Annotated in this window: 18 protein-coding genes; 7 read left to right on the top strand and 11 right to left on the bottom strand. The window is 44.6% G+C overall.

Going from position 1 to position 21,100, the window contains the following annotated elements; translation table 11 throughout:
- Positions 1–34: 34 nt before the first annotated feature.
- From H2O73_RS02025 to rarD (H2O73_RS02015), 3 genes are all read left to right on the top strand, one after another.
- Entirely contained in the window at positions 35–847 is an 813-nt protein-coding gene (locus H2O73_RS02025; RefSeq protein WP_182106006.1) for a maleate cis-trans isomerase family protein, read from the top strand.
- A gap of 109 nt (positions 848–956) precedes the next feature.
- Complete coding sequence (locus tag H2O73_RS02020) at positions 957–2,111, top strand: M20 aminoacylase family protein (RefSeq protein ID WP_182106004.1); 1,155 nt, start codon at positions 957–959, stop codon at positions 2,109–2,111.
- 99 nt (positions 2,112–2,210) lie between these two features.
- Positions 2,211–3,104 (top strand): EamA family transporter RarD, encoded by an 894-nt coding sequence (rarD, locus tag H2O73_RS02015; protein ID WP_182106002.1) that lies wholly within the window; start codon positions 2,211–2,213, stop codon positions 3,102–3,104.
- Positions 3,105–3,896: 792 nt separating this feature from the next.
- Here rarD (H2O73_RS02015) and H2O73_RS02010 read toward each other — a convergent pair.
- Positions 3,897–5,291, bottom strand: coding sequence for an APC family permease (locus H2O73_RS02010; protein ID WP_182106000.1), 1,395 nt, complete (start codon positions 5,289–5,291; stop codon positions 3,897–3,899).
- Between the two features lie 216 nt (positions 5,292–5,507).
- A complete protein-coding gene (locus tag H2O73_RS02005; RefSeq protein ID WP_182105998.1) occupies positions 5,508–6,662 on the bottom strand; it encodes a cystathionine beta-lyase in 1,155 nt (384 codons plus the stop codon).
- A 103-nt stretch (positions 6,663–6,765) separates the two neighbouring features.
- Between H2O73_RS02005 and H2O73_RS02000 the strand changes: the two genes are divergently transcribed.
- Positions 6,766–7,245 (top strand): Lrp/AsnC family transcriptional regulator, encoded by a 480-nt coding sequence (locus H2O73_RS02000; protein ID WP_182105996.1) that lies wholly within the window; start codon positions 6,766–6,768, stop codon positions 7,243–7,245.
- A gap of 393 nt (positions 7,246–7,638) precedes the next feature.
- Here the strand turns inward: H2O73_RS02000 and H2O73_RS01995 are convergent, their stop codons facing one another.
- Positions 7,639–8,952: a 6-phospho-beta-glucosidase gene (locus tag H2O73_RS01995; protein WP_182105994.1), complete on the bottom strand. Its 1,314-nt coding sequence runs from the start codon at positions 8,950–8,952 to the stop codon at positions 7,639–7,641.
- Between the two features lie 115 nt (positions 8,953–9,067).
- On the opposite strand from H2O73_RS01995, the gene H2O73_RS01990 reads away from it, so the two are divergent.
- Positions 9,068–9,982: a LysR substrate-binding domain-containing protein gene (locus tag H2O73_RS01990; protein ID WP_182105992.1), complete on the top strand. Its 915-nt coding sequence runs from the start codon at positions 9,068–9,070 to the stop codon at positions 9,980–9,982.
- 143 nt (positions 9,983–10,125) lie between these two features.
- Here the strand turns inward: H2O73_RS01990 and arsB are convergent, their stop codons facing one another.
- The 8 genes from arsB to rarD (H2O73_RS01950) form a co-directional block, all read right to left on the bottom strand.
- The gene (arsB, locus tag H2O73_RS01985) at positions 10,126–11,181 is read right to left on the bottom strand and encodes an ACR3 family arsenite efflux transporter (protein WP_182105990.1); all 1,056 of its coding nucleotides are present in this window, start codon (positions 11,179–11,181) and stop codon (positions 10,126–10,128) included.
- Positions 11,182–11,408: 227 nt separating this feature from the next.
- Positions 11,409–12,299: a helix-turn-helix transcriptional regulator gene (locus H2O73_RS01980; RefSeq protein ID WP_182105989.1), complete on the bottom strand. Its 891-nt coding sequence runs from the start codon at positions 12,297–12,299 to the stop codon at positions 11,409–11,411.
- Positions 12,300–12,391: 92 nt separating this feature from the next.
- A complete protein-coding gene (locus tag H2O73_RS01975; protein WP_182105987.1) occupies positions 12,392–12,610 on the bottom strand; it encodes a hypothetical protein in 219 nt (72 codons plus the stop codon).
- 3 nt (positions 12,611–12,613) lie between these two features.
- Complete coding sequence (locus tag H2O73_RS01970) at positions 12,614–13,822, bottom strand: FMN-binding protein (RefSeq protein WP_246335814.1); 1,209 nt, start codon at positions 13,820–13,822, stop codon at positions 12,614–12,616.
- 68 nt (positions 13,823–13,890) lie between these two features.
- Entirely contained in the window at positions 13,891–14,202 is a 312-nt protein-coding gene (locus H2O73_RS01965) for a VcrB family reductive dehalogenase putative membrane anchor (protein ID WP_182105983.1), read from the bottom strand.
- Positions 14,202–15,716, bottom strand: coding sequence for a 4Fe-4S dicluster domain-containing protein (locus H2O73_RS01960; RefSeq protein WP_182105981.1), 1,515 nt, complete (start codon positions 15,714–15,716; stop codon positions 14,202–14,204). Before H2O73_RS01960 ends, H2O73_RS01965 begins: the two co-directional genes overlap by 1 nt.
- 23 nt (positions 15,717–15,739) lie before the next feature.
- Positions 15,740–16,846 (bottom strand): tetratricopeptide repeat protein, encoded by a 1,107-nt coding sequence (locus tag H2O73_RS01955; protein ID WP_182105979.1) that lies wholly within the window; start codon positions 16,844–16,846, stop codon positions 15,740–15,742.
- 289 nt (positions 16,847–17,135) lie between these two features.
- Entirely contained in the window at positions 17,136–18,068 is a 933-nt protein-coding gene (rarD, locus tag H2O73_RS01950; RefSeq protein ID WP_182105977.1) for an EamA family transporter RarD, read from the bottom strand.
- 352 nt (positions 18,069–18,420) lie between these two features.
- On the opposite strand from rarD (H2O73_RS01950), the gene H2O73_RS01945 reads away from it, so the two are divergent.
- Positions 18,421–19,653, top strand: coding sequence for an NAD(P)/FAD-dependent oxidoreductase (locus H2O73_RS01945; RefSeq protein ID WP_182105974.1), 1,233 nt, complete (start codon positions 18,421–18,423; stop codon positions 19,651–19,653).
- A gap of 98 nt (positions 19,654–19,751) precedes the next feature.
- Positions 19,752–21,038 (top strand): dicarboxylate/amino acid:cation symporter, encoded by a 1,287-nt coding sequence (locus tag H2O73_RS01940; RefSeq protein WP_182105973.1) that lies wholly within the window; start codon positions 19,752–19,754, stop codon positions 21,036–21,038.
- Positions 21,039–21,100: the final 62 nt, after the last annotated feature.

Genomic DNA, 21,100 nt, shown 5'->3' with positions numbered 1-21,100 from the left:
TTATCTACATAAAGCAACAATAAAGGATATTAGTATGAATTTTGAACAATTTAACGAATTTGAAGTGAAGCTCCAATTTGAACCAGCACCTCGCCCGGATCGCGTTCATATTGGTCTAGTTCAATTAGCCAATGACCATACTCTAGAAACGGATTGGTCACACTTAATGCGTGAACAAGCGGCACTGTTTAGTACACGTATCTTCAAAGAAAACGGCATGACACCAGAAGCGTTAGATGCAGTCGCTGCAAGCATTAGTGATGGTGCGGTATTGGTTGGTGATGGTTTGCCAATGGATGTCATGGCATTCGCTTGTACATCAGCATCAATTGTTATTGGTGAAGAGAAAGTATCAAAGTTATTAACTGAAGGTCGTGGTGATATTCCAACAACCAACCCTTGGTCGGCAGCTCAAGCGGCATTTAAGCATTTAGGCGCTAAAAATGTTGCGGTATTTTCGCCTTACCCGACAGACGTTAACTTCCCTCTACGCCAACAGCTTATTGACGCAGGCTTCAACGTGGCGGGTCTAACGGCTCTAAGTATTATGGATGACAACATGATCCATAAAGTGCCATTGAGCACTTTTGAGGAAGGCATTGAAGTGCTGATCAACAACGGCAATGTCGATGTGATCTTCATGTCATGTACTAGCCTACGTGCAGTAGAGAAAATCCAATACTTAGAAGATAAGTATGGTGTACCAATTGTATCGAGCAACTCTGCTCTTTTCTGGCACTCAATGCACTTATGTGGCAAGACCGCCGTCTGCCCAGGTTACGGCAAGCTGTTATCAGGTGACGTGATCACCCGTGTTGAAAGCGAAGACTTATACGCGATGGCTTAGGCTGTTTTTAAAATAGCCCAGCAGTAACCACCTGTTCTTGCAGGTCCCCCTCAAATCCTAGGAAGGCAACGTAATGCTGTTGCTTTCCTCGTTTTACAAAGTGAATACTATGAATCTATCTAAAGAAATAATTGAGTGGCGTCATCACCTACATACCATTCCTGAAATCGGCTTCGAAGAAGCAGTAACAGCAGACTTCATTGCCAATAAACTGCAAGAGTTTGGCATTGAAGTGGTGCGTGGTATTGGTAAAACGGGCATGGTGGGGATTCTAAAGCGCGGTACATCAACGAAATCTATCGCATTGCGTGCGGATTTTGATGCTATCCCAGTAGAAGAGCAGAATGACTTTTGCTACGCATCTAAAAATAGCGGCATGATGCATGGTTGTGGTCATGACGGACACATCTCTATGCTGTTGGGTGCGGCGTACCAGTTATCGCAGCAAGATGATTTTGACGGCACAGTATACTTTGTATTCCAACCTGCAGAAGAGCAAGGTACTGGCGCAAAAGCCATGATTGAGGATGGCTTGTTCACTCGCTGGAAGATGGATTCTATTTATGCCATGCATAACCTACCAGGCTTACCTGTGGGTGACTTCCTCATCAGCCCAAGCTCGGTGATGGCAAGTGAAAACCACTTTAAAATTGAAGTGTTAGCTGATGGTGGTCATGCTGCGATGCCACATTTGGGCAGTGATCCTGTGATTGCCGCATGCAACATTGTCTCTGCACTACAATCGATCATTACCCGTAATCTCGATGCGATTCATGAGCCTGCGGTATTGTCTGTGACCGACATTAAGACCAATGGTGGTGCGAACGTTATCCCAACAGTGGTGACATTATCAGGCGACACGCGTTGCTTCACCGATGAAACTCAAGAATACATCAAACAAGCAATGGAGCGCGTGGTCTCGGGTGTCACCGCGGCGGCAGGGTTAAGTTACAACTACGAGTTCTCTAACTGTGTGTTATCAACCGTTAATGATGCAAGCACGTCTGCTATTGCCGTTCGTGTTGCGAAAAAGGTGGTAGGCGAGAGCAAGGTGAATGACAACTGCAAGCCTTACTGCATTTCGGAAGATTTCTCGTTTATGCAACGTGAAGTTCCTAGCTGCTACATGTTAGTTGGTAACGGTTTAGCAGGGGAGAAAGGCGGCACTGCATTGCACCTCCCTCACTATGACTTTAACGACGACTTGTTGCTGATTGGTGCGAATTTCTGGGTTGAGCTAGTTCGAGATCAACTGCCAAAGTAGCCAATCTAGATAGATAGCTATATCTCGCTAAATTATCCGATTAATAGCCAATGCCGACAGCTTTTCTCTGTCGGCATATTTGTATTTGAGGTTCGCTGTATGTTGTTATCAGGCAATTGGATAGCAGTGTGTGCCTTTTTAGTCTGGGGACTACTGCCACTCTATTTTCAATATATTCCTAACTCTAATGTCTTTGAAATATTAGCAATTAGAGTTTTATTCTCCATTCCGTTTATCTATTTATTGCTAAAGCTGGTTTCAATCCCATCCCAAATCGTTTGGCAAGCGATGCGCAGTAAACGCACGTTATTACTGTGCTTTTTGGCGGGGCTCTTCAATTGTGTTTCCCTCTATAGCTTTACTTGGGCGGTAACCAATGGTCAGGTTCTTGCTGCGAGTCTGGGCTATTTCATTAACCCTATTTTTTCAATCATATTAGGCGTCATTTTTCTCAAAGATCGCTTGTCCAAAAACCAAAAGGCAGCCGTTGCACTTTCTCTTGCTGGCATTGGATATCAAGTGATGTACTACGGAGAACTCCCTTGGTTGTCTCTTATCATGGGGGGCGCATTTGCTCTCTATGGATTGATAAAAAAATTCGTTAATCTTGATGCACTCAGCATCATGTTGATTGAACTCATCACTATGCTACCAATCGCTTTATTCATTCTATTTGGCGAAGTTTGGCAGGGCAGTTCAGTATGGCAATCTGGCGATACCACTACCATGTGGTTGTATCTATTGTCTGCCCCTATCACATTGATACCGTTACTTCTTTTCTCTCTTGCCGTTGAGCGCACCAGCTTGGTCATGATTGGCTTCATTCAATATATCGAGCCAAGCTTGCAGTTTTTGCTTGCTGTTATTGTCTTTGGTGAAGTGCTATTGCAAGTGAAAGTGGTGAGTTTTGGGCTGATATGGCTTGGTTTGTTATTGTGCTTAGCAGACATGACAATGAAAAAACCAACCTTGCCCCCTTCGACTGCAGGTTGAGTCTTTACCTATAATATATCCATGAGCCAAACAATGAGAAAATCGGTTGTTTGGCTCATGAGCACTGCTGTCATTTAAAATGATTACCCAACCAATTTGGGGAGTTCAAAACTCCTCCATATTTTCTACTATCTATCTCTATCGTGTGTATTTTAACTGAGTGTATCGTGCTGTATTGCATTTGCAGATGCGCCCGAGCGGTGCTCTACGACAAGGTGCACTAGTAGGTGGTCACCATAGCAACAAACTTTCCCGACATAATTCATTTCTCTACGCTATTTGTTTCCTCTCGATATTCACGACCGCATCATTAATAGTGAGTACTATCGACTGCAAAGCTACGTTGCCATTAGCCATTAGCAAATATATATCCATGCAAAATAAACCAGCTTAGCGAGTAGGGCTGCCCATATCGCATAGAGCGAGGAATCGAGGGGGGTATTACCAAGCACCTATGATCAAGTACCTATGATCTAGTTTGTCGCCAACCTTTGTTGATGATTCTTTGCTGACGATTCTGCATTGGTACAACTTTGTAGGTGTAGATAAACGCGCACTTTGTTTCATTGTGAACAGGCTTGATTGAGGGGGCTAAATGGATTGGCTAGAGAACTGGATGAGGTAAGACGAAGGCTAGGTGAGGCGAGCAAGTGGCTAAAAATAAGCCCATTGAAGCGAGACCGAAATAACGCTCTCTAAAAGCGTGTAATGATGAGTAATAAAAAAGGTGGCTATCTATTTAAGATAACCACCTTATCGCGTTATATGACCAATAACGGAGTTTTAAATCAGTTAAACTGGATTGTTCGCCAACGTTGTCGTGCTTGGATTAACTTCTGCTTCAAGTTCTTCTTCATCACTTGGGCTCGTTACGTTGATTTCCTTATCTTTCTTAATCGCGTAAAGGATACCAATAGTAAATGCCACGGCGGTTACGATAACGATATACAGCTTAATTGACGTAATTGAGTTGTAGATCAAGATGCCTTGTACAACACCGGCTAGACCAACGAGTGTGTAGAAACCCCATAGCGGCACTTTTTTACCAAATTCACGGGTTGCCCATGCTTGTGGAAACTTCTTCGGCAGCATCGCAATCGCTACCATCATAAAGATACCAATACAGATATCAGTCAGGATGTATGTGTTCGCAATGGTGCTGATGTCCCAGCCTAAAAGGATTGGTAGCATTGAAGCCAACCAGCATAGCGTTAGGATTTTGTAAGGGCTACCTCTGCGGTTCGTCGCTGCAAAGCTTTTCGGGAACCAACCATCATGTGTTGCAGACTGAATAGGCTGAACATAAGACGCATAAACACTGTTGATTGTGGTTGTCAGTGCCATGAAAGGACCACAAATCATAAAGAAGGTAAAGATAGGTCCTGAAAGGATTTCACGAGCAACCAATGTTAGTGGTTGGTTAGCCACTTCATCGATTGGCAGCGTACCTGATGCAACAACTGACATACCAAGGTAAACAAAGATAATTACAATCGTGGTGCCAACCATACCAAATGGAATGTCTTTCTTAGGGTTCTTTGCGTATTTACTGAAGTACATTAGGTAATATTGACAGTAGGTTGCAAAAGACAACAAACATGCCGCTTTAAAGATACCCATATTGCCTTCTGCTGCGAAATCTGGGTTTGTACTTGGAGTAAGAAGCGCGAAATCTACTTGACCGAAACCGATCAGAATAAAGGTTGCGATGCCGACCATAAGCAGCGTTGTCATCATGTTTTGGAAGCGAGATAGCGTATCCAGACCAAACAAGTTAACGATGTAAAATACGGTCAAACCAGCAATTGCACCAGCGGAAGGTGTCACGGTTGGTAGCACAGAGTTGATGTAGAATCCTAGCGCCAACGAGTAGATTGCAACGGTAGGAAAATATAAGAAGAAGCTAACAACGTACATACCCGCGTACTTTTTGCCGAGGATACGACTGATTAGAGCGTAGGGTCCACCATCAAGAACCAGTGAGCCACTGGCAAACAGCATAGGGATGTTATAAAAGATACCGAATACAATCGCGATACCAAAAGCTAACCAAAGTGAATGGCCTGTTAAGCCAATACCTGCACCAATTAGTGAAAATAAACCAGCACCAACGGTAATGCCGACGCCCATTGCTAAAAGAGTCCATTTTCCGAGCACGCTGTGAGTTGTATTTGCTGTGTCAGACATATTAATAGCCTCCGTTTAGAAGGTTTATAATACAAGGCACTATGATGTTCATAGTCTTTTCCTCACGGAGTGAGGGGTATTCGATCTCGGTACAACTATTGATGAGATTTTTCATGTTTTCTACCTTTAGTCATAAATTATTGGATGTTGTATCTACTGTTTATTCTTTAGACGAAACCTGGCAGTAGCTGGGTTTCGTCTTGGTACTTATTCTTATTAAGAGATGGTTTTAATCGCGCGTTCTAGATCTTGTATAAGATCAGCAGTCAGCTCTAAACCGATGTTGAGGCGCACAAGTCGACCTGCGTAATCTTTACCCGGGCGTTCGATGTTTGGATAAACCAACGCCAAGCTTGTTACACCACCCCAGCTCATACCGATCTTGAACATTTCCAACGTATCGATGAATTGTTCAACTTGCTCTGCGGTGTACTCTTCCGTGAATAGGAAAGAAAAAACGCTGCTTGAACCAGTAAAGTCGCGCTTCCAGATTTCATGTCCAGGACAAGAAGGGAAGGCTGGGTGAAGCACTTGGGCAACCGCTGATTGCTTAGTTAGCCATTCAGCCACTTCCAAAGTAGACGCTTCTAAATGCGCCAAGCGAATGCCAAGAGTCTGAAGACCTCTAAGTGCAAGGCTGCAATCATCAGGTGATACGGCTAAACCGAGTTGTTTGAATGTCTTACCTACTTTTTCAACCAATGCATCGGTATTTACTGATACGGTGCCAAGCAGGAGATCACTGTGACCGCCAACGTATTTCGTTAGCGCTTGCATGCTGATATCAACACCGTGAGCGAAGGCATCAAATAACACGCCTGCTGCGTAGGTATTATCTAAGGCGACCATTGCGCCTCTTTCATGCGCGGCTTTACAGATTGCCGGAATGTCTTGAACTTCCATCGTCACAGAGCCTGGGCTTTCTACCCAGATCAACGTGGTGTTGTCACGGATCAATTCTGAAATACCGGCACCAATCATTGGGTCGTATGCCTCAACTTCGATACCTAGATCTTTCAGTAAACCTTGAGCCATTTCTTTGTTAGGACCGTATGCGTTATAAGGGACGAGTGCATGACTGCCCGTTTTACACATTGCGAAATAGATAAGAGCGATTGCTGCTTGACCACCCGGTACAACAAAACTGTGTTGCGCACCTTCTAACTGTGCAATACGTCCCGATAATTCCAAAGCAGTTGGTGTACCGTACAGACCGTAGCTGTACCCGCTTTCAGCCTGATTCCAATCATCAACTACATCAGCTTGTTTTTTGAACAAAACAGTAGAGCCGCGGTAAGTTGGTGTGGCCAAAGATTCAAACCCTGGTGCTGCCAAAGTTTGTGGTTGAACGAGTCTGCTATGCCAATGCATATTAATCTCCGAAGCGAGAGTGAATTGAATATGCTGCAATATTATTTCGCTTAGACCGAGAATTGCGCTCGTATTAGGCTATGTTTTTGAGAGAATTTTTCACATGACTTCTTCAGTCGACAATTTTGACCGTGCCATCTTAAGAATCTTACAAAAAGACAATACGACCCCATTACGTGTTATTGCAGAGCAAGCTCACCGCTCTACTGCATCAGTACAAAGACGCATAAAACGAATGCAAGAAAATGGCGTAATCAAAGCCAGCTCGGCGATTATTGCGCCGGAAAAGGTGGGGCAAATCATCACGATTATTGTCGAAGTTCATGCCATGCGAGCGCATGCTTCTGACATGGAGGAAATGAAGAGAAGCTTTTCAGGACCTGAGATACAGCAGTGTTATTATGTAACTGGAGAAGCGGATTTCATGTTGGTGCTGACTGTTGCGGATATGGCAGAGTACGAAGCCATCAGTAGCCGATTATTCTATAACAATGAAAACGTAAAATGGTTTAGAACCATCGTAGTGATTGACCGAGTAAAAGCGACAATGGAAACACCACTCCCAATGTTACCGACCGTATAAGTGATCTCTGCTAATCTGAACTGATAGTCATTAAATGGGTCACTATTGATAATTTTAGTGATCCACCTCTCGACCTTTATGAAGAGAAATTTTCTCACTAAAAAGGCGATAAATTTTGTCGAATCACGATAATGATACCTTGGTGCGATCTCACGACTTCAATTATGAGATCTTGCTACATTTTTCATTAATTGCTGCAATTTTATACGCCTCGTTTTTTGGCTTTATTTATCAAAAAGAGCCCGCAATCGAAACCTGCTAATCAGTGTTACGGTCAACTTCATCTGGAAAGCTGATTAAAGACATGAATTCATACCTCTAAACAGGCGATATGTGCGAAAAACCCATCCTTCTATTATAAGGGCGGAATCGAACCGCCCTTATTCGCCATGCTTAGCTAAACTGAGGCATATAATCTAGGTTTGCCTCGATTGTCTCTGCTAAAGCTTCTTCTAGAATGGTACCAGTGGTAACGAGTGGGTTTAGAATTAACGCACGGTGCGCACTGTTGCGATTCCCCGTGACTGCTGCCTCTACCGTCAAAGATTCAAACTCTTTCATCAATTGAATCAAACGTAAGGTGTCTGTAGGGAAAGGTGCCACATTCAATGGCACAGGACCGGCTTGGGTAATCATGCAGCTTACTTCTACAGCGCAGTCATCTGGTAGACCATCAATCGTGCCATTGTTGCGTGTATTCACATGCATGATAGTGCGCTTATCGTTGTAGATAGAGCTCATCAATTCACACGCAGCTTCCGAATAATATTGACCGCCACGTTTTTCCAACTCTTTTGGCTTCTCACTTAGCTCTGGGTTACGGTAGATATCAAACAGGCGTTTTTCCATTGCCTTAACGACTTCACCGCGAGTGCCTTCGCCGTTGGCTTCTTCCAATTCCTGATTCATGATGTCTTCGCTGGTGTAGTAGTAACGAAGGTAAGCACAAGGAATCATTCCCATATTGCGCAGTAACTCGGCAGGCCACTCAAATGATGGAATGTTTTGTGGTACCAATGGGTCGTTACCGGATAAGATCTCTTCCACTACCTCTTGTAGCTTATCGCGACCTTCATGCAAGATCTGACGCGCCCAAATAAAATGATTGAGTCCGGCCACCTGAAGAACAATGTCTTGTTCATTGGCATTAAGCATGTGTGCGATTCCTTTTTGCATAATCACAGGTACGTTACACAAACCTACAGCTTTGACTTTGGTGTGCTTCAAGATAGCTTCCGTCACCATACCTGATGGGTTAGTGAAGTTAAGCAGCCATGCATCGGGGCAGAGCGCTTCCATCTCTTTGCAGATTTCTAAGGTAATAGGGATGGTGCGACAAGCATTAGCAAAGCCGCCAAGACCATTGGTTTCTTGTCCAATCATCCCGTATTTCAACGAAATACGTTCGTCACGAATACGACCTTCAAGACAACCTGCACGGAACTGTGAGCAGACAAAGTCGGCATCTTTGAGTGCTGGCTTACGATCGAGAGTGACATGGACATCGACGTGAGACATATTATTTTTCGCCAGCATACGGCGAGTAAGATCACCAATAATACTCACTTTCTCGGCGCCGTCGTCAATATCCACTAACCAAAGTTCGCCAATGGGTAGTTCACCATTTCGTTTGATTAACCCTTCGATAAGCTCTGGCGTGTAGCTTGAACCAGCACCAATAATGGTAATTTTTAGATTCTTTTTCATAGTGATGTTTCTCGTTATGGATAAGTATCAATAATTAAAAAGCATCAACAATCGCTATACAAACCAAATAGAAGTTGCTATGCATTAGTCTATCTAATTCGTAGAGAGATGAATCATGGTTTTAAAACAACAGATGTTATCCAACATGTACACCTTTGCGATAGCGGGCAAATTTCTCAGCTTTACCAAGACGGCGGAAGAGTTGTTCATTACGCAGGGGGCAGTGAGTCAGCGCATTAAATCATTAGAAGAGCAATTAGGGTTTAGTCTATTTGTGCGCATGACTCGACGTTTAGAGCTGACCAAAGAGGGAGAGCGGCTGTTGCATGCCTTAAACCAATCTTTTGAGGTGATCTTTTCTGAATTAGAAGACATTAAGTTCAACGAACTACGTGGTGAGCTATATATTGGTGCCGCACCAACCTTCGCTCAAAGTTGGTTGCTGCCAAAGCTGGCAGATTTTCAGCGACAGTACCCCAACCTCAACATTAAGCTCAGAGTAAAGGCGAGTCGGTTGGACTTCCAGCATGAGCCGGTGGATATCGCGATATATTACAGTGATAGCGACCACCCGGGCTTTTACCACCAAAGGCTGTTTGATGAAATGTTAGTACCAGTATGCAGCCCAGATTATTTCAATATTCATTTTGCTAATGATGCCGCTCTCATCGATCAGTTGTCGTCAGTCACTTTTATTCACTGCACTGAGTCATTGGAATCAAGTGAACCAAATCAAGAGTGGAACATATGGCTGGCTAACCAGAAAGATGAGGGTTTTAACGCAATCAATGTGATGGAAAGAACGTATTTGTTTAACCACTCAGATATGGCAATGATTGCCGCTAAAAATAGTATGGGAGTTGGGATCGCTCGTGAATCACTAATACGTTCAAGCCTAGAAAAAGGCGAGTTAATTGCGCCTTTCGAACATGTGAGTTCAGGGCGAGGCTACGATTTAATCTGTTTGAATGGGCAACAACACAGACCCAAAAACGCCGCATTTATAGAGTGGTTAGAGCGACAGCTTTAGTCAAAGTTAAGATACCAACTTGGCAATCTCGACGGTTAAGTGAGATTGCCAAGTTTGAATAGATTAATAGGTGGGAAAAGCCCCTGAATAGTTCCCTGACTAGGCTTTAAAACACCAGACGTCTTTTTTATATGTCTATATGCTTATTTGTCGTATTTTTGCTTCATTTTAAGCGCGATGTTAACTAGCGCTATCAAAACCGGAACTTCAATCAGAGGACCAATGACACCAGCAAATGCTTGGTCAGAGTTCAGACCAAATACGGCGATAGACACCGCAATCGCGAGCTCGAAGTTGTTCCCTGTCGCGGTAAAAGCAATCGATGCGTTCTTGTCGTAATCAATCCCCATTTTCTTGCCAACGGCAAAACTGACAAAGAACATCAACACAAAATAGATGGCGAGTGGAACTGCCACGCGAAATACATCCAATGGTAGTTCAAGAATCATTTCACCTTTTAGGCTAAACATCAGCACAATAGTGGCGAGTAGCGCAATCAAAGTAATAGGTGAAATGCGTGGAATGAATATTTCGTTGTACCATTGCTCGCCCTTTGCTGCGACTAGCCATTTACGGCTTAGGAAACCAGCTAGAAAAGGTATACCGAGGTAAATTAGAACGCTTTCTGCAATGTCCATCACTGAGATATCAACCACGAACCCTTCATAACCGAAGAAGGGGGGTAACACGGTGATAAAAAGCCATGCCATGACACTGTAAGTCACGATTTGGAAGGCACTATTTAGCGCGACTAAAGCCGCCCCATACTCTTTGTTACCACCACCGATGTCGTTCCAAACCAGAACCATGGCAATACAACGAGCAAGACCGATCAGGATAATGCCAACCATGTAGCCAGGGTGATCGCCAAGGAAAGTCAATGCGAGGACAAACATTAGAATCGGTCCGACAATCCAGTTCATAATTAACGACAATGTAATTGCTTTTTTATCTTTCGTGACACTACCTAACAAGCTGTAGTCTACCTTGGCGAGAGGTGGGTACATCATCAAAATCAAACCAATCGCCAGCGGTATATTTGTACTGCCGACTGACATCGATTCATTCCACTGGGCAACCTGAGGGAAGAGCGCACCAATACCCACACCAACAGCCATAGCGACAAAAATCCATATTGTTAGATACCGGTCGAGGAAGCTCATGTTGCCGCTGGCATTACGTAAAGCTTGAGTCGTCATTGTCTTCACCTTGCAGTTGAATCGTTTATCGTCGAATTGCGATTAACTATACGCCCGCTTAGTTAAATATTCAACTATCGAATAACCGTAAAGTTTGTTGAAGCTTTACGTAGGGGCAAAAAAAGGGGGGGGGGGTACGATGGTTTTATCACCCAACGGGTAAATGAATGCTTTCATCTTTAAGCTTGCATCTGCAAATTAGTAAAGTAATCAATATCAGCGAAGCGCTAAGTATTCCTTAGCCCCATGCGACACAACTGTCGGAAGTCTTTTGGGTTAATCCCCGTATGGCGTTTGAAGAACTTGGTCATGTTGGTGGCTTCGTTAAAGCCCAGTTCGGTGGCGATATCAGAAATAGTGTATTGGCTAAATGCGAGTTGACGTTTAGCCTCAATGAGTACTCGCTCGTCCAGTAATTCTTTCACACTGATTCCTGCGTTGTCTTTAGATAGCTTATCCAATTGCTTTACGCTTTTTCCCAATGCCAATGCAATCTCAGCTACCGATGGGCGTAGGTTAAAGTGCTCATCAATGTGGTTCTTTAAGCGGTAAAAATCGCTCGCACCGAGGTTTTTTGCTTGCTGAGCGCGTGCTTTGTAAACCGGTACAATGGATTTGAGTAATATGGTGCGTAGCAGGCTACGAATGATCTCGGCACGAAATTCAGAGTCAGAATAAAACTCGCTTACCATCACTTTAAATAAGGCGTCAATGTCTTCGCCAATATTGTGAATACAGTTAACTTGCACTAATGCGGCGATTATCGAATCGAAGTAAGGGTCTTGCTTGTTCTCTGCTAAAAAGGTGCAGTTGAAGGGTACAACAAAGCCATCTACGGTGCGGCTTTTGGCGAAAGCATGAATCTGATTTTTCCCTAAAGTAAGCAGTGTCCCTGCTTTGATCATGTGCAGTTGATGGTCAATATAGTGTTGACCTTCACCTTCGGTAATGTAAATAAGCGCACTGAAGTTTAGTCGGTGGTGGCATGATACATCTTCGAGGCTTCTGGCTGCGTACAGTTCGGAGATTCGATAAATATAGGGGTTAGTTAATCCTGACTCAGAGCGCATGCGTTCTAGCGGAATGCTTCTACAACTTGGAGTACTTTTACAATTCATCGTACTTTTATAATTCACAAGTGGTTAAAGGAACTGAAAATGACTTTCAAGCTCCTCATTTTATTGTTGTCATGATTGATGGGTTTAAATGGCTAGTACTGCTCTGCCGCCAAATCTTGCGCCATCTGTTTAAAATCAATCTGAGGTTTACTCTCTATTACAACAGGCACTTTTTCTGCACGTTTAGTCACAGTGTGCAGTAATTGCTGCTGCGTTTGTTCACTATTTAAACTGATAAAGCTCGTGGTTAGCTGCAACAAAATCACTGCCGAGGCCACACAGTAAAAAGCGAGCGAGATACGTTGTCTCATAGTTTACTCCTTCTCCGTTTTTGCCGCGCGGCGTTGCTTATTTTTTTGGCTGCGGATCTGCTTAAACCAACTTTTATTGAAGACTAAAAAGTCAGTCATTGCATTGACCGGACAAAGGCTTTGGCACCACGGGCGGCGAACCACCAACGAAGTCAAAATAATGATCACTGTAAGCACAAACAGATACATACCGCCGATCATACCAAAGGCGATGCCAAAGGGTTCATAAACAAAGGCTGCCGGGCTGCGGAAGTAAGCCCCCAAGCATAATGTCACCAACAGTAAGACACGTGGAAACCAGACAAACAACTGGTGACGAACGGGAGATGACTTAGCATTTCCCACTTTGGCTAAGCACTGCTGCATCGCACCAAATGGACATAAGCTTTGGCAATACACATTGCGGTTATAGTAAAAAATATAGCCAATGCTCAGAGCGATTAAGATAAATGGTGTGTAGTTGGCGACCCCAGAGATCCATGAACCGTAAATGACGCCCCCCATAGTGGATGCTGAATACAGTGAGGCGGAATGGAAGCCAAATAATAAGGTAGAGGCTGCCAAAAGTGCGACGTTGAGTTTTACCTTGTGCTCCGAACGAGAGCGGTTAACCCATACCGCCAAGCCAAAAAACAACAACGCCGCAGCGTCTAACCATTTAAAGTAACTCCATACGGAAGCTTGCTCGGAAAGATGGTAGCCGAAGATTGCTTGGCGAACAGGGTCGGCAGCTTGGTCTAGTGCTTTGATATAAGCGTCAGAGGTCAGTGTTGCCCCTGTTACCGCATCAACAGTGAGCGAAGTTTTTATTGTCTTGTTAAGTAAGGCTTCTGGCAGCTTTTCTTCGACTACTTTATCAAAGTAAGAAGAGGTCTCTTTGGATGAAAGTAGCGAGATGGTCTCAATTCCACCTGTGTGAGTAAACACGGCGCCTACCGTAAGCTCGCCACCGTAACCGACACCTGAGCCAAAACTGACCCATTTCGCAGATTCCTTATCACCATCTGTGCCAACCAACCGGTACAAGTTTGCCGACACTTCAACCAATTGGCTATCTGCGCTTGAGATATGTTCGAAGAACTGAGCTTGAGAGTTGTTAGTGCGAAGCCCGCCTAAATACCACGCCAAAATCAGTAGCAAGATTGATGCGACACTGAAGATTTTTTCGCGGTTTTTAGATTTATTTGAGTTTGTTTTTTTGTGTAATGCCATAAAAATAACAAGCCACAAGTGCTGAAATACCTTGTGGCCTGCTCCTTAACGTATTCTCAAGATAAGCATCAGTTTGCTGTTTTTGGCTTTAATGCCACCAACACACGCAATAAGATCGCGCCACCGATGATAAGACCAGTGCCAGCAAAGCCAAGGAAGTACCAGCCAGCCATACCTTCATTTTCACCCAGTAGCGTAAATGCGCCAGCGACCGTTAAGATGATGGATGCCCACCAACCGCCCACTAATGCCCATTTCCACCAGTTCATACCGAGTTGGTATTGCTTAGCCCACTGGTTGGCACCGGCAAATACCAGTACTTGTAGCGCACCAAATGCCATCCAAAATAGTGGGTCGAGTACAGTTGATTGTGGAAACATTAGAATCCCTCCCAGTTACCGTCGTATTCCCAAGTTTTCTCAACCTTGAGGTAGTTTTCGCTACGCATCCACTCTGGTGGTTGGTGGTAGCCGGCAAAGCGACCGCCATTCCAATCACCATGGTAAGCCTCAGCTTCTGGGTAGTAGAAGAAGTTATGCTGCATCGCCAATAATGTTTTGCGTGTCATACCGGTTGGATCGCGCGGGTCGGTTTCTTTGACTAATGCGTGGATCCAGTTGTTTTTGCGTGTGTAAGGACATACTGCAATACAGACACGACAACCCATGGCCGTTTCTGTTGGACCTTGGCGCCACATCGTCCAACAACTGTCTTGGTTAAAGGCAAATTTGCGGTAACCTCGAACGACTTCATCCGGCTTATCAGCTTTACTGATTGAGCCGCTTGGGCAAGAGTCAGCACAGATCTTACATTCTTCACAGAAGTGTTTAACTTTGGTGTCGATTGGTTTATCGGCTTCTAAATCAAGTTCAGTGATAACGGCTGCCAAACGAATGTTTGGACCTAGCTCAGGTGTAAGCAAAATGCCATTTCGTGCGGCTTCGCCCATACCTGCTTGGATAGCGAGCGGTGGCACGACGATTTCGTAGTCAGAACCTGGCCATTGAGGTCGTGCTGCATAGCCTAATTCGCCGAGGAAGGCTGCCATCAAACCTGAAGCGTTTTTGGCACGGAAGTAGCCATCATAAGAAGTGGAATAACCAATCGCTGCGTACATTGGATCCCAGTTCATTGGCGTACCGAAGATGATGACGTTTTTCCAGTGTTTTGGAATCGTTTCATCCCAATCTGGCATGCCACGCATGGTATTTTTAAACACGAAGTTAGGATCAAGCTTGGTGATGCCAACAATGCTCATACCAAACTTAAACGCCATCTTCTTAATCAGATCAGAAGCGTGTTTCGGCGATTGGAATTCTTGTTTAGTGCGTTTTACCCATTGGAAATCGACTTCGTCAGGGTGCCCTTCTGGTCTTGGTGGGAAATCACTTTTTACCCCACGCATGTACGCGGCTGAGTATGCCCAACCAAGTGCAAAACGAGAGCGATGGCGTTCGAAGTTTTGAGCATGTTCCGCTTTCTCTTCGAAAGATTGATACATGTCATCCCAACGCTCAGGGTGGCGTGAATAGTATTCACGTACGCGCTCGTTCGGTATATCACGCCAATCTTTGGTTGGGATCCAACCTTTTTTCATTTCGGCACCAAGTACGCGTGTACGGTGGAACAAGAAGTCACTCCACTCTGGACGAGTTAGCTCGCCCGCCACTTCCATGGTTGGTGCCACATCGACTCTAAACGGTTCGCGGTTAAAGTACATGTCATGACCAGATTCGGTACGACCCCAGCCAACGTTAGCATCAGGATCGCGACCCAACACAAAGCCAGCACCTGCCGCTGCACCAATGGTCGCAGTGGCGGCTGCTACGCCACCTAACTTGAGAAAATCGCGCCGAGACGTATCGGCTACGCCAGTTTCAACTTGATCTTTCACATTAACTCCCAGATTTATATTACTTAAATTTCAACCACATCCAGACTCAGCTTTTTGTTTATTGTATTTAGCTGTTCTCGATAGGTAATTTTGTAGTGACCCGCCAGTCTGTTGAGATCAACCATGACGAGCTGTGCTTCTGACCATTTCTCGCAATGGAAATAGCAGAGGAAGAGCTGTTCTAGGCTCCATTCATCGTGTGGTTCAAAGATCAGCAGTTGTTTGATGTCGTCTTCGAGGTCTTCGTATCGTCCTAACTCCGCTTTAACGCGGGCGCGAATGCTTACTACGTCATAACTTTCGGGGCTGATGGTGAGGTAGTGATCCAGCGCTTCAAGCGCTTCTTCTAAGCGTCCACTTTGGTGAGCGGCGATGCCGGCTAAACGAACCAATTCAATTGATGACACGTTGTTAGCGAAAGCTTTATTGATCCATTGGTCGGCTTGGTCGTTCTTCCCAAGAGCAAGGTAAGCACTGATGGCGGTGATGTAAGTGGATACGAGTGAAACATCGCATTGAATTGCTTGCTCTGCATACTGGGCGGCTAATTCAAAGTGACTGTCTTGGTAATAAAGCCCTGCTAAGTTTTGGTATCCACCAATAAAGTCAGGGGCAATTTCGATACTGCGCTTAAAATGCTCAATGGCAATATCGCTTTCATTTAGGAATAGGTGATTGAAGCCTAAGTGGCAGTAAACCATCGGGTTTTGATCGTTAATGGCGATGGATTCTTCGAACATTGCTTTTGCCATGTCGTAATCACCGAGCTGCTGGTATACCAAACCACATTTGGTTTTAAAGTCGTCGTTAGAGAGTAGCGCCGTATAGAGATTGGTAACCACCATAGCAAGCTGGCACATCTGCGCAGCCATTAGGGTTTCGAACAAAAATTGCAGTTGAGAGCTATTGATCGGTAGCGATTCAAAAATATCGCTCATTACCAAGGTGAAGCTCTCATGCTCTAACCAATCGAGTTTGTTTTGGTCTTGTTTTTCGCCTTCTTTGACAAATTGAGCGCTTAAAAACATCAAACGATCGTTGAGTTTCGGCTCAACCTCCTCTTGGAGAGGAAGGGAAGCGATTTGGCTTCTTAGATAATTATAGAGCTCTAGCCATTTACTGCTGATCATGCATAACATCCTACTTAAATATCAGCGTTAATATTCAGCATTCGGTAAATGGTCAAAAGGTTGTTTTTTGCCTAAAAATGGTAGAAATCTGCCTTTTGAAATCAAACATGATTTTGATCAAATCGCATGGCGTGATGTAAAAATAACTCGGTGTGAGTTGAGCTGCATTGCTACCTGATGATGTTAACTACATCATCAGGCTAATCCGTGGGTGTTTGTATAGAGGGAATTGCAGGGATGAGCGCGACACGTTGCCGCGCTAGATGTAGATTTTTTTTATTATTATGGATTAAGGCTTTGTTATGCGACTGCTCTTCATGCGTTTATAGCCATCAAGAACTAAGGCGATGAGCGCAAGAATGATAAACAGATAGGTTGGCATCTCGTTAGTGGCAATGGTATCACCAATTAACAAACCGACGATGAAGATAAAGCTTGGCTCCACATAACCTAATAATCCAAATAACGAAACTGTCAGTTTAGAGTAGGCGTAAAGGTAGAGCAGCATTGGCGTTACCGCGACGATGGCTAAGCCTACATAGTAGAAGTAAGTACTTACTGGTAGATGTAAGAAATACTCTGCTGGGTAGAGGAAAAACATCGCAATAATCGCAAATGGCAGCAAAATAATGTGGTCCACCGCCAAACCCACATCAGCGGCAAGCGGAATGGATTTACGGTTAATAAAGTAGAGCGGATAACCAAGAGCAACAACCAATACGACCCACGAAACACCTGATGATAAAGCATAAGCCCAAAGCGTGCCGAATAGGGCAAAGAGGCAAGCGACTTTCTGTAAACGAGAAAGATTTTCTTTATAGACAAAGCGCCCAATCAACACCATCACAATCGGCAAGGTGAAATATCCAAGTGCGAGATTCAGTGTTTCATCATTGGCGGGTGCCCAGACAAACAACCAATACTGAGGTGCAACCAATAGCGCAGACAAACCGTACCTTGGCCACATTTTAAAATCTTTTAGCGCGTCAATAAGCAGGGGTAAGCGCTGCGTTACCACAAGCAATACGCCAAAAAGCAGAGTGCTCCAAATAATGCGTTGCACAGCCAACCAGTGGCTGTCACCACCGCTAATTAAACTTGGTGCCATATCTGGTTGAAGCTGGACGTAAGCCGGGATTAAAGCAAACAGTAGCGAACATAAAATGGATGCTGAGACCCCTTTGGTGTGCTCAGACATCAGGTGATTATATTTATTAAGCATGATCGAAAATTACATCATAGAGTTATCTGCCGCTACTTTGGCGATGTTGGACAAAATAGGCAACAAAAAAGCGCGGCAGTTTTGAAATTGTCTATATGCGTTGATGCATTGCCTAAGTTTATGGCGCTGTCGGGGCGTGGCTGTCTAATTCTCATCGGAATAGTTCTGGTTTTCGACTGAATGAATGATTGTTACATATACGTAATAGTCATTTGTTTTTTTACCCAATTATCAAATCAATTCACCCCAATATAATGCCTGCCATTAGGTTTGTGCTGTGAATTCCTTTTTAGGCGTCAGTACTCTTTATCTCTTCTGCGCTTGCGCGCGGTACAAATATTTGGAGATCACGATGTCAAAAATCGTAGTGGTAGGAGGCGGTGCAGCCGGCCTTGAGTTGGTCACACGTCTTGGAAAGAGTTTTGCTCGTGGTAATGAACATCAAGTGGTATTGGTTGAGCCAGCGAGCCATCACTATTGGAAACCTCGTTTGCATGAGATCGCGGCAGGCACGTTTGATGATGAGTTGGATGCGGTGAGTTACTTGCAACACGCTTACTGTAATCGTTATCAATATGTTCAAGCATCAATGAATGCGCTTAATCGCAGTGCAAAAAGCATTGAAATCCGCAATGTAAACGGTGAGCTTTCAACGCTTGAATATGATTATTTGGTCATGGCGGTTGGTGCTGTCAGTAATGATTTCAAAACGGAAGGAGTGAGCGAGCATTGCTTGTTTCTTGATTCAGCATTGCAAGCACAGCAAGCGTGGGACCGTATTAACCCATTGCTAAGATCTCAAGGTGAACACCGCATTTCGATTGTTGGCGCAGGTGCGACAGGGGTTGAACTGGCGGCAGAGCTGGCGAAAGTGAGCGGCAAACTGGCGCGCTATCGCCAAGATACTAAGTTAACGATTACCTTGGTTGAAGCTTCTGATCGCGTGTTACCTGCAGGTCCTGAGTGTATGTCTGAAAAAGTCGCTAAAGCGTTAACAAAACTCGGCGTACAGATACGAACGGATGTTCGTGTTAGCCGTGCAGAACAAAGTAAATTAGTGACCGAAAATGGCGAAATAATTGGTGCTGATTTGCAATTGTGGGCTGCGGGTATTAAATGTGCGCCATGGTTAGCTGAGCTAGATGGGCTCGAAACCAACCGTTTGAATCAACTCAAAGTGGATGCCACTTTGCGTACCACATTGGATGATGCGATTTTTGTATTGGGTGACAGTGCAGAGTGCCCACAACCCGATGGAAGTTTTGTACCACCGAGAGCACAGGCAGCCAATCAAGCAGCGGGTCATTTAGCCAGCCAATTAAAACGTATGCTGAAAGGCAAAACGATTAAGCCATTTGTGTTTAACGACGGCGGAATGGTGATTGCGGTGGGTCATGATTACGCGGTAGGCAGCTTGCTTAATAACAAGTTGATCTTACGTGGGCGTCTAGTACGTAACCTCTATGACACTATTTTCCGTCTTCATCAAAGAATTTTGTTTGGTTGGGGACGCGTGACCGCGCTTGTATTGCTAAAGCGTGTCAAAGGGTCGTTGAACCCTTTCTACAAACACAACATTTCTTAACCTTATTATCTGAATTCGAACTGATATTCGAGTCATTATTCAAGAGAAGTACATCGGTACTTCTCTATTTTCTCATCCGTCTAAATCGGAGCATTAATATGTGGACTAAATTACGCGCTTCGTTGCCGCTGCAATTGGTATTGGCTGCGTTGATCGCTTGGGCTATAGCCACGCTGATACCGAGCAATAATGAGATCGCCCAGCAAGGTTGGTATCAATTCATTACGTTGGGCAAAACTCTTTATCTTGGTTTGCTCAAAATGGTGGTGGGTATTGTGGTGATGCTCTCTTTGTTGCAAGGGATCACCAGTATTGGCTCGACCGTGCGCTTGAAGAAGGTGGGGCGTACCACGATTCTGTTCTATAGCTTTACCAGCATGATCGCGATTAGCTTAGGTTTGGGCGTTTCTCTAATGCTACCCGCTTGGCAGCCACTTGAAACGCATGTGGCTGTGGGTGAGGGCGTGAAGTTGATCAGCGCCGATGCAGCTGGTGGCGGTGCTATTGCTGAGAAGTTGTTTAACATGGCGTTGGTCAACCCAATTGCCGCGTTGGCGCAAGGGAATCTGCTCGCGATTGTTGTGTTCTCATTTTTATTAGGTATAGCACTACTTTCTTCACTACCTGAGAAACATGTGTTGTTCGACGTATTGTCTGGTTTGAACAAAGGCGTGAATAGCATTGTCAGTGGCATTATTCGCCTTGCGCCGTTAGCCGTATTTTCCATCGTGTTCGAATTCACCGTGGCGGGCAGTGGTGACCTGTTTCAGCAGTTAGCCTTGTTTGCTTTGTTGGTATTCACTTTAACGGTGATTCATGGTGCCATCGTGCTCCCCAGTATTGCCAAATTGGTCACGGGTATTAGCATCAAGCGTCTATTTAAGGCTCTATCCGCACCTATGGCCATGGCGTTTGCTACGTCGTCGAGTTCTGCGACGCTACCACTGTCGATGCAAACCGCAGAAAATGAGTTAGGCGTTTCGCAAAGTACCAGCAGTATGGTGTTACCGCTTGGGGCGGTGATGAATATGGATGGAACTGCGCTGTTTGAAGGTGTTGCTGCGATATTTTTGGCACAGTTATTTGGTGTTGATCTGACTACATCCGGTTTGGTGATGATCTTTGTCATGGCGATGGTTTCATCTGTGGGTGCTCCGGGTATGCCCTCTGGCTCAATGTCGGGTATGCAAATGGTGTTACTGGCGGCGGGCATTCCGTTGGAAGCGATCGCGATCTTGTTGATCATCGAACGACCACTCGATACGTTTCGTACCGCCGTGAACGTGGAAGGTGATTTGATTGCATCATTGGTAGTTGATAAATGGGTGGGCTATAAGTCATCTCAATCAACATTAAATCATGTCGACGAGGCTATCAGTGCTTAATAATAATCAGTAACTTATGTGTTAGTGCAATATAATTGGCAGTAAAAATTCCTGTAGCAAAT

The organism is Vibrio marinisediminis, assembly GCF_014050145.1.
Classification (GTDB): domain Bacteria; phylum Pseudomonadota; class Gammaproteobacteria; order Enterobacterales; family Vibrionaceae; genus Vibrio; species Vibrio marinisediminis.
This window is presented reverse-complemented; position numbering and strand designations above follow the sequence as displayed.

Bases quoted from the DNA above. Each gene is read 5' to 3' on its own strand.
- H2O73_RS01965 (WP_182105983.1), bottom strand. From the start codon at position 14,202: ATGTTTCCACAATCAACTGTACTCGACCCACTATTTTGGATGGCATTT.
- H2O73_RS02020 (WP_182106004.1), top strand. From the start codon at position 957: ATGAATCTATCTAAAGAAATAATTGAGTGGCGTCATCACCTACATACC.
- H2O73_RS02025 (WP_182106006.1), top strand. From the start codon at position 35: ATGAATTTTGAACAATTTAACGAATTTGAAGTGAAGCTCCAATTTGAA.
- rarD (WP_182105977.1), bottom strand. From the start codon at position 18,068: ATGCTTAATAAATATAATCACCTGATGTCTGAGCACACCAAAGGGGTC.
- H2O73_RS02000 (WP_182105996.1), top strand. From the start codon at position 6,766: ATGACTTCTTCAGTCGACAATTTTGACCGTGCCATCTTAAGAATCTTA.
- rarD (WP_182106002.1), top strand. From the start codon at position 2,211: ATGTTGTTATCAGGCAATTGGATAGCAGTGTGTGCCTTTTTAGTCTGG.
- H2O73_RS01970 (WP_246335814.1), bottom strand. From the start codon at position 13,822: ATGGCATTACACAAAAAAACAAACTCAAATAAATCTAAAAACCGCGAA.
- H2O73_RS01975 (WP_182105987.1), bottom strand. From the start codon at position 12,610: ATGAGACAACGTATCTCGCTCGCTTTTTACTGTGTGGCCTCGGCAGTG.
- H2O73_RS01980 (WP_182105989.1), bottom strand. From the start codon at position 12,299: ATGAATTGTAAAAGTACTCCAAGTTGTAGAAGCATTCCGCTAGAACGC.
- H2O73_RS01955 (WP_182105979.1), bottom strand. From the start codon at position 16,846: ATGATCAGCAGTAAATGGCTAGAGCTCTATAATTATCTAAGAAGCCAA.
- H2O73_RS02005 (WP_182105998.1), bottom strand. From the start codon at position 6,662: ATGCATTGGCATAGCAGACTCGTTCAACCACAAACTTTGGCAGCACCA.
- H2O73_RS01945 (WP_182105974.1), top strand. From the start codon at position 18,421: ATGTCAAAAATCGTAGTGGTAGGAGGCGGTGCAGCCGGCCTTGAGTTG.
- H2O73_RS01990 (WP_182105992.1), top strand. From the start codon at position 9,068: ATGGTTTTAAAACAACAGATGTTATCCAACATGTACACCTTTGCGATA.
- H2O73_RS01995 (WP_182105994.1), bottom strand. From the start codon at position 8,952: ATGAAAAAGAATCTAAAAATTACCATTATTGGTGCTGGTTCAAGCTAC.
- H2O73_RS01940 (WP_182105973.1), top strand. From the start codon at position 19,752: ATGTGGACTAAATTACGCGCTTCGTTGCCGCTGCAATTGGTATTGGCT.
- H2O73_RS02010 (WP_182106000.1), bottom strand. From the start codon at position 5,291: ATGTCTGACACAGCAAATACAACTCACAGCGTGCTCGGAAAATGGACT.
- arsB (WP_182105990.1), bottom strand. From the start codon at position 11,181: ATGACGACTCAAGCTTTACGTAATGCCAGCGGCAACATGAGCTTCCTC.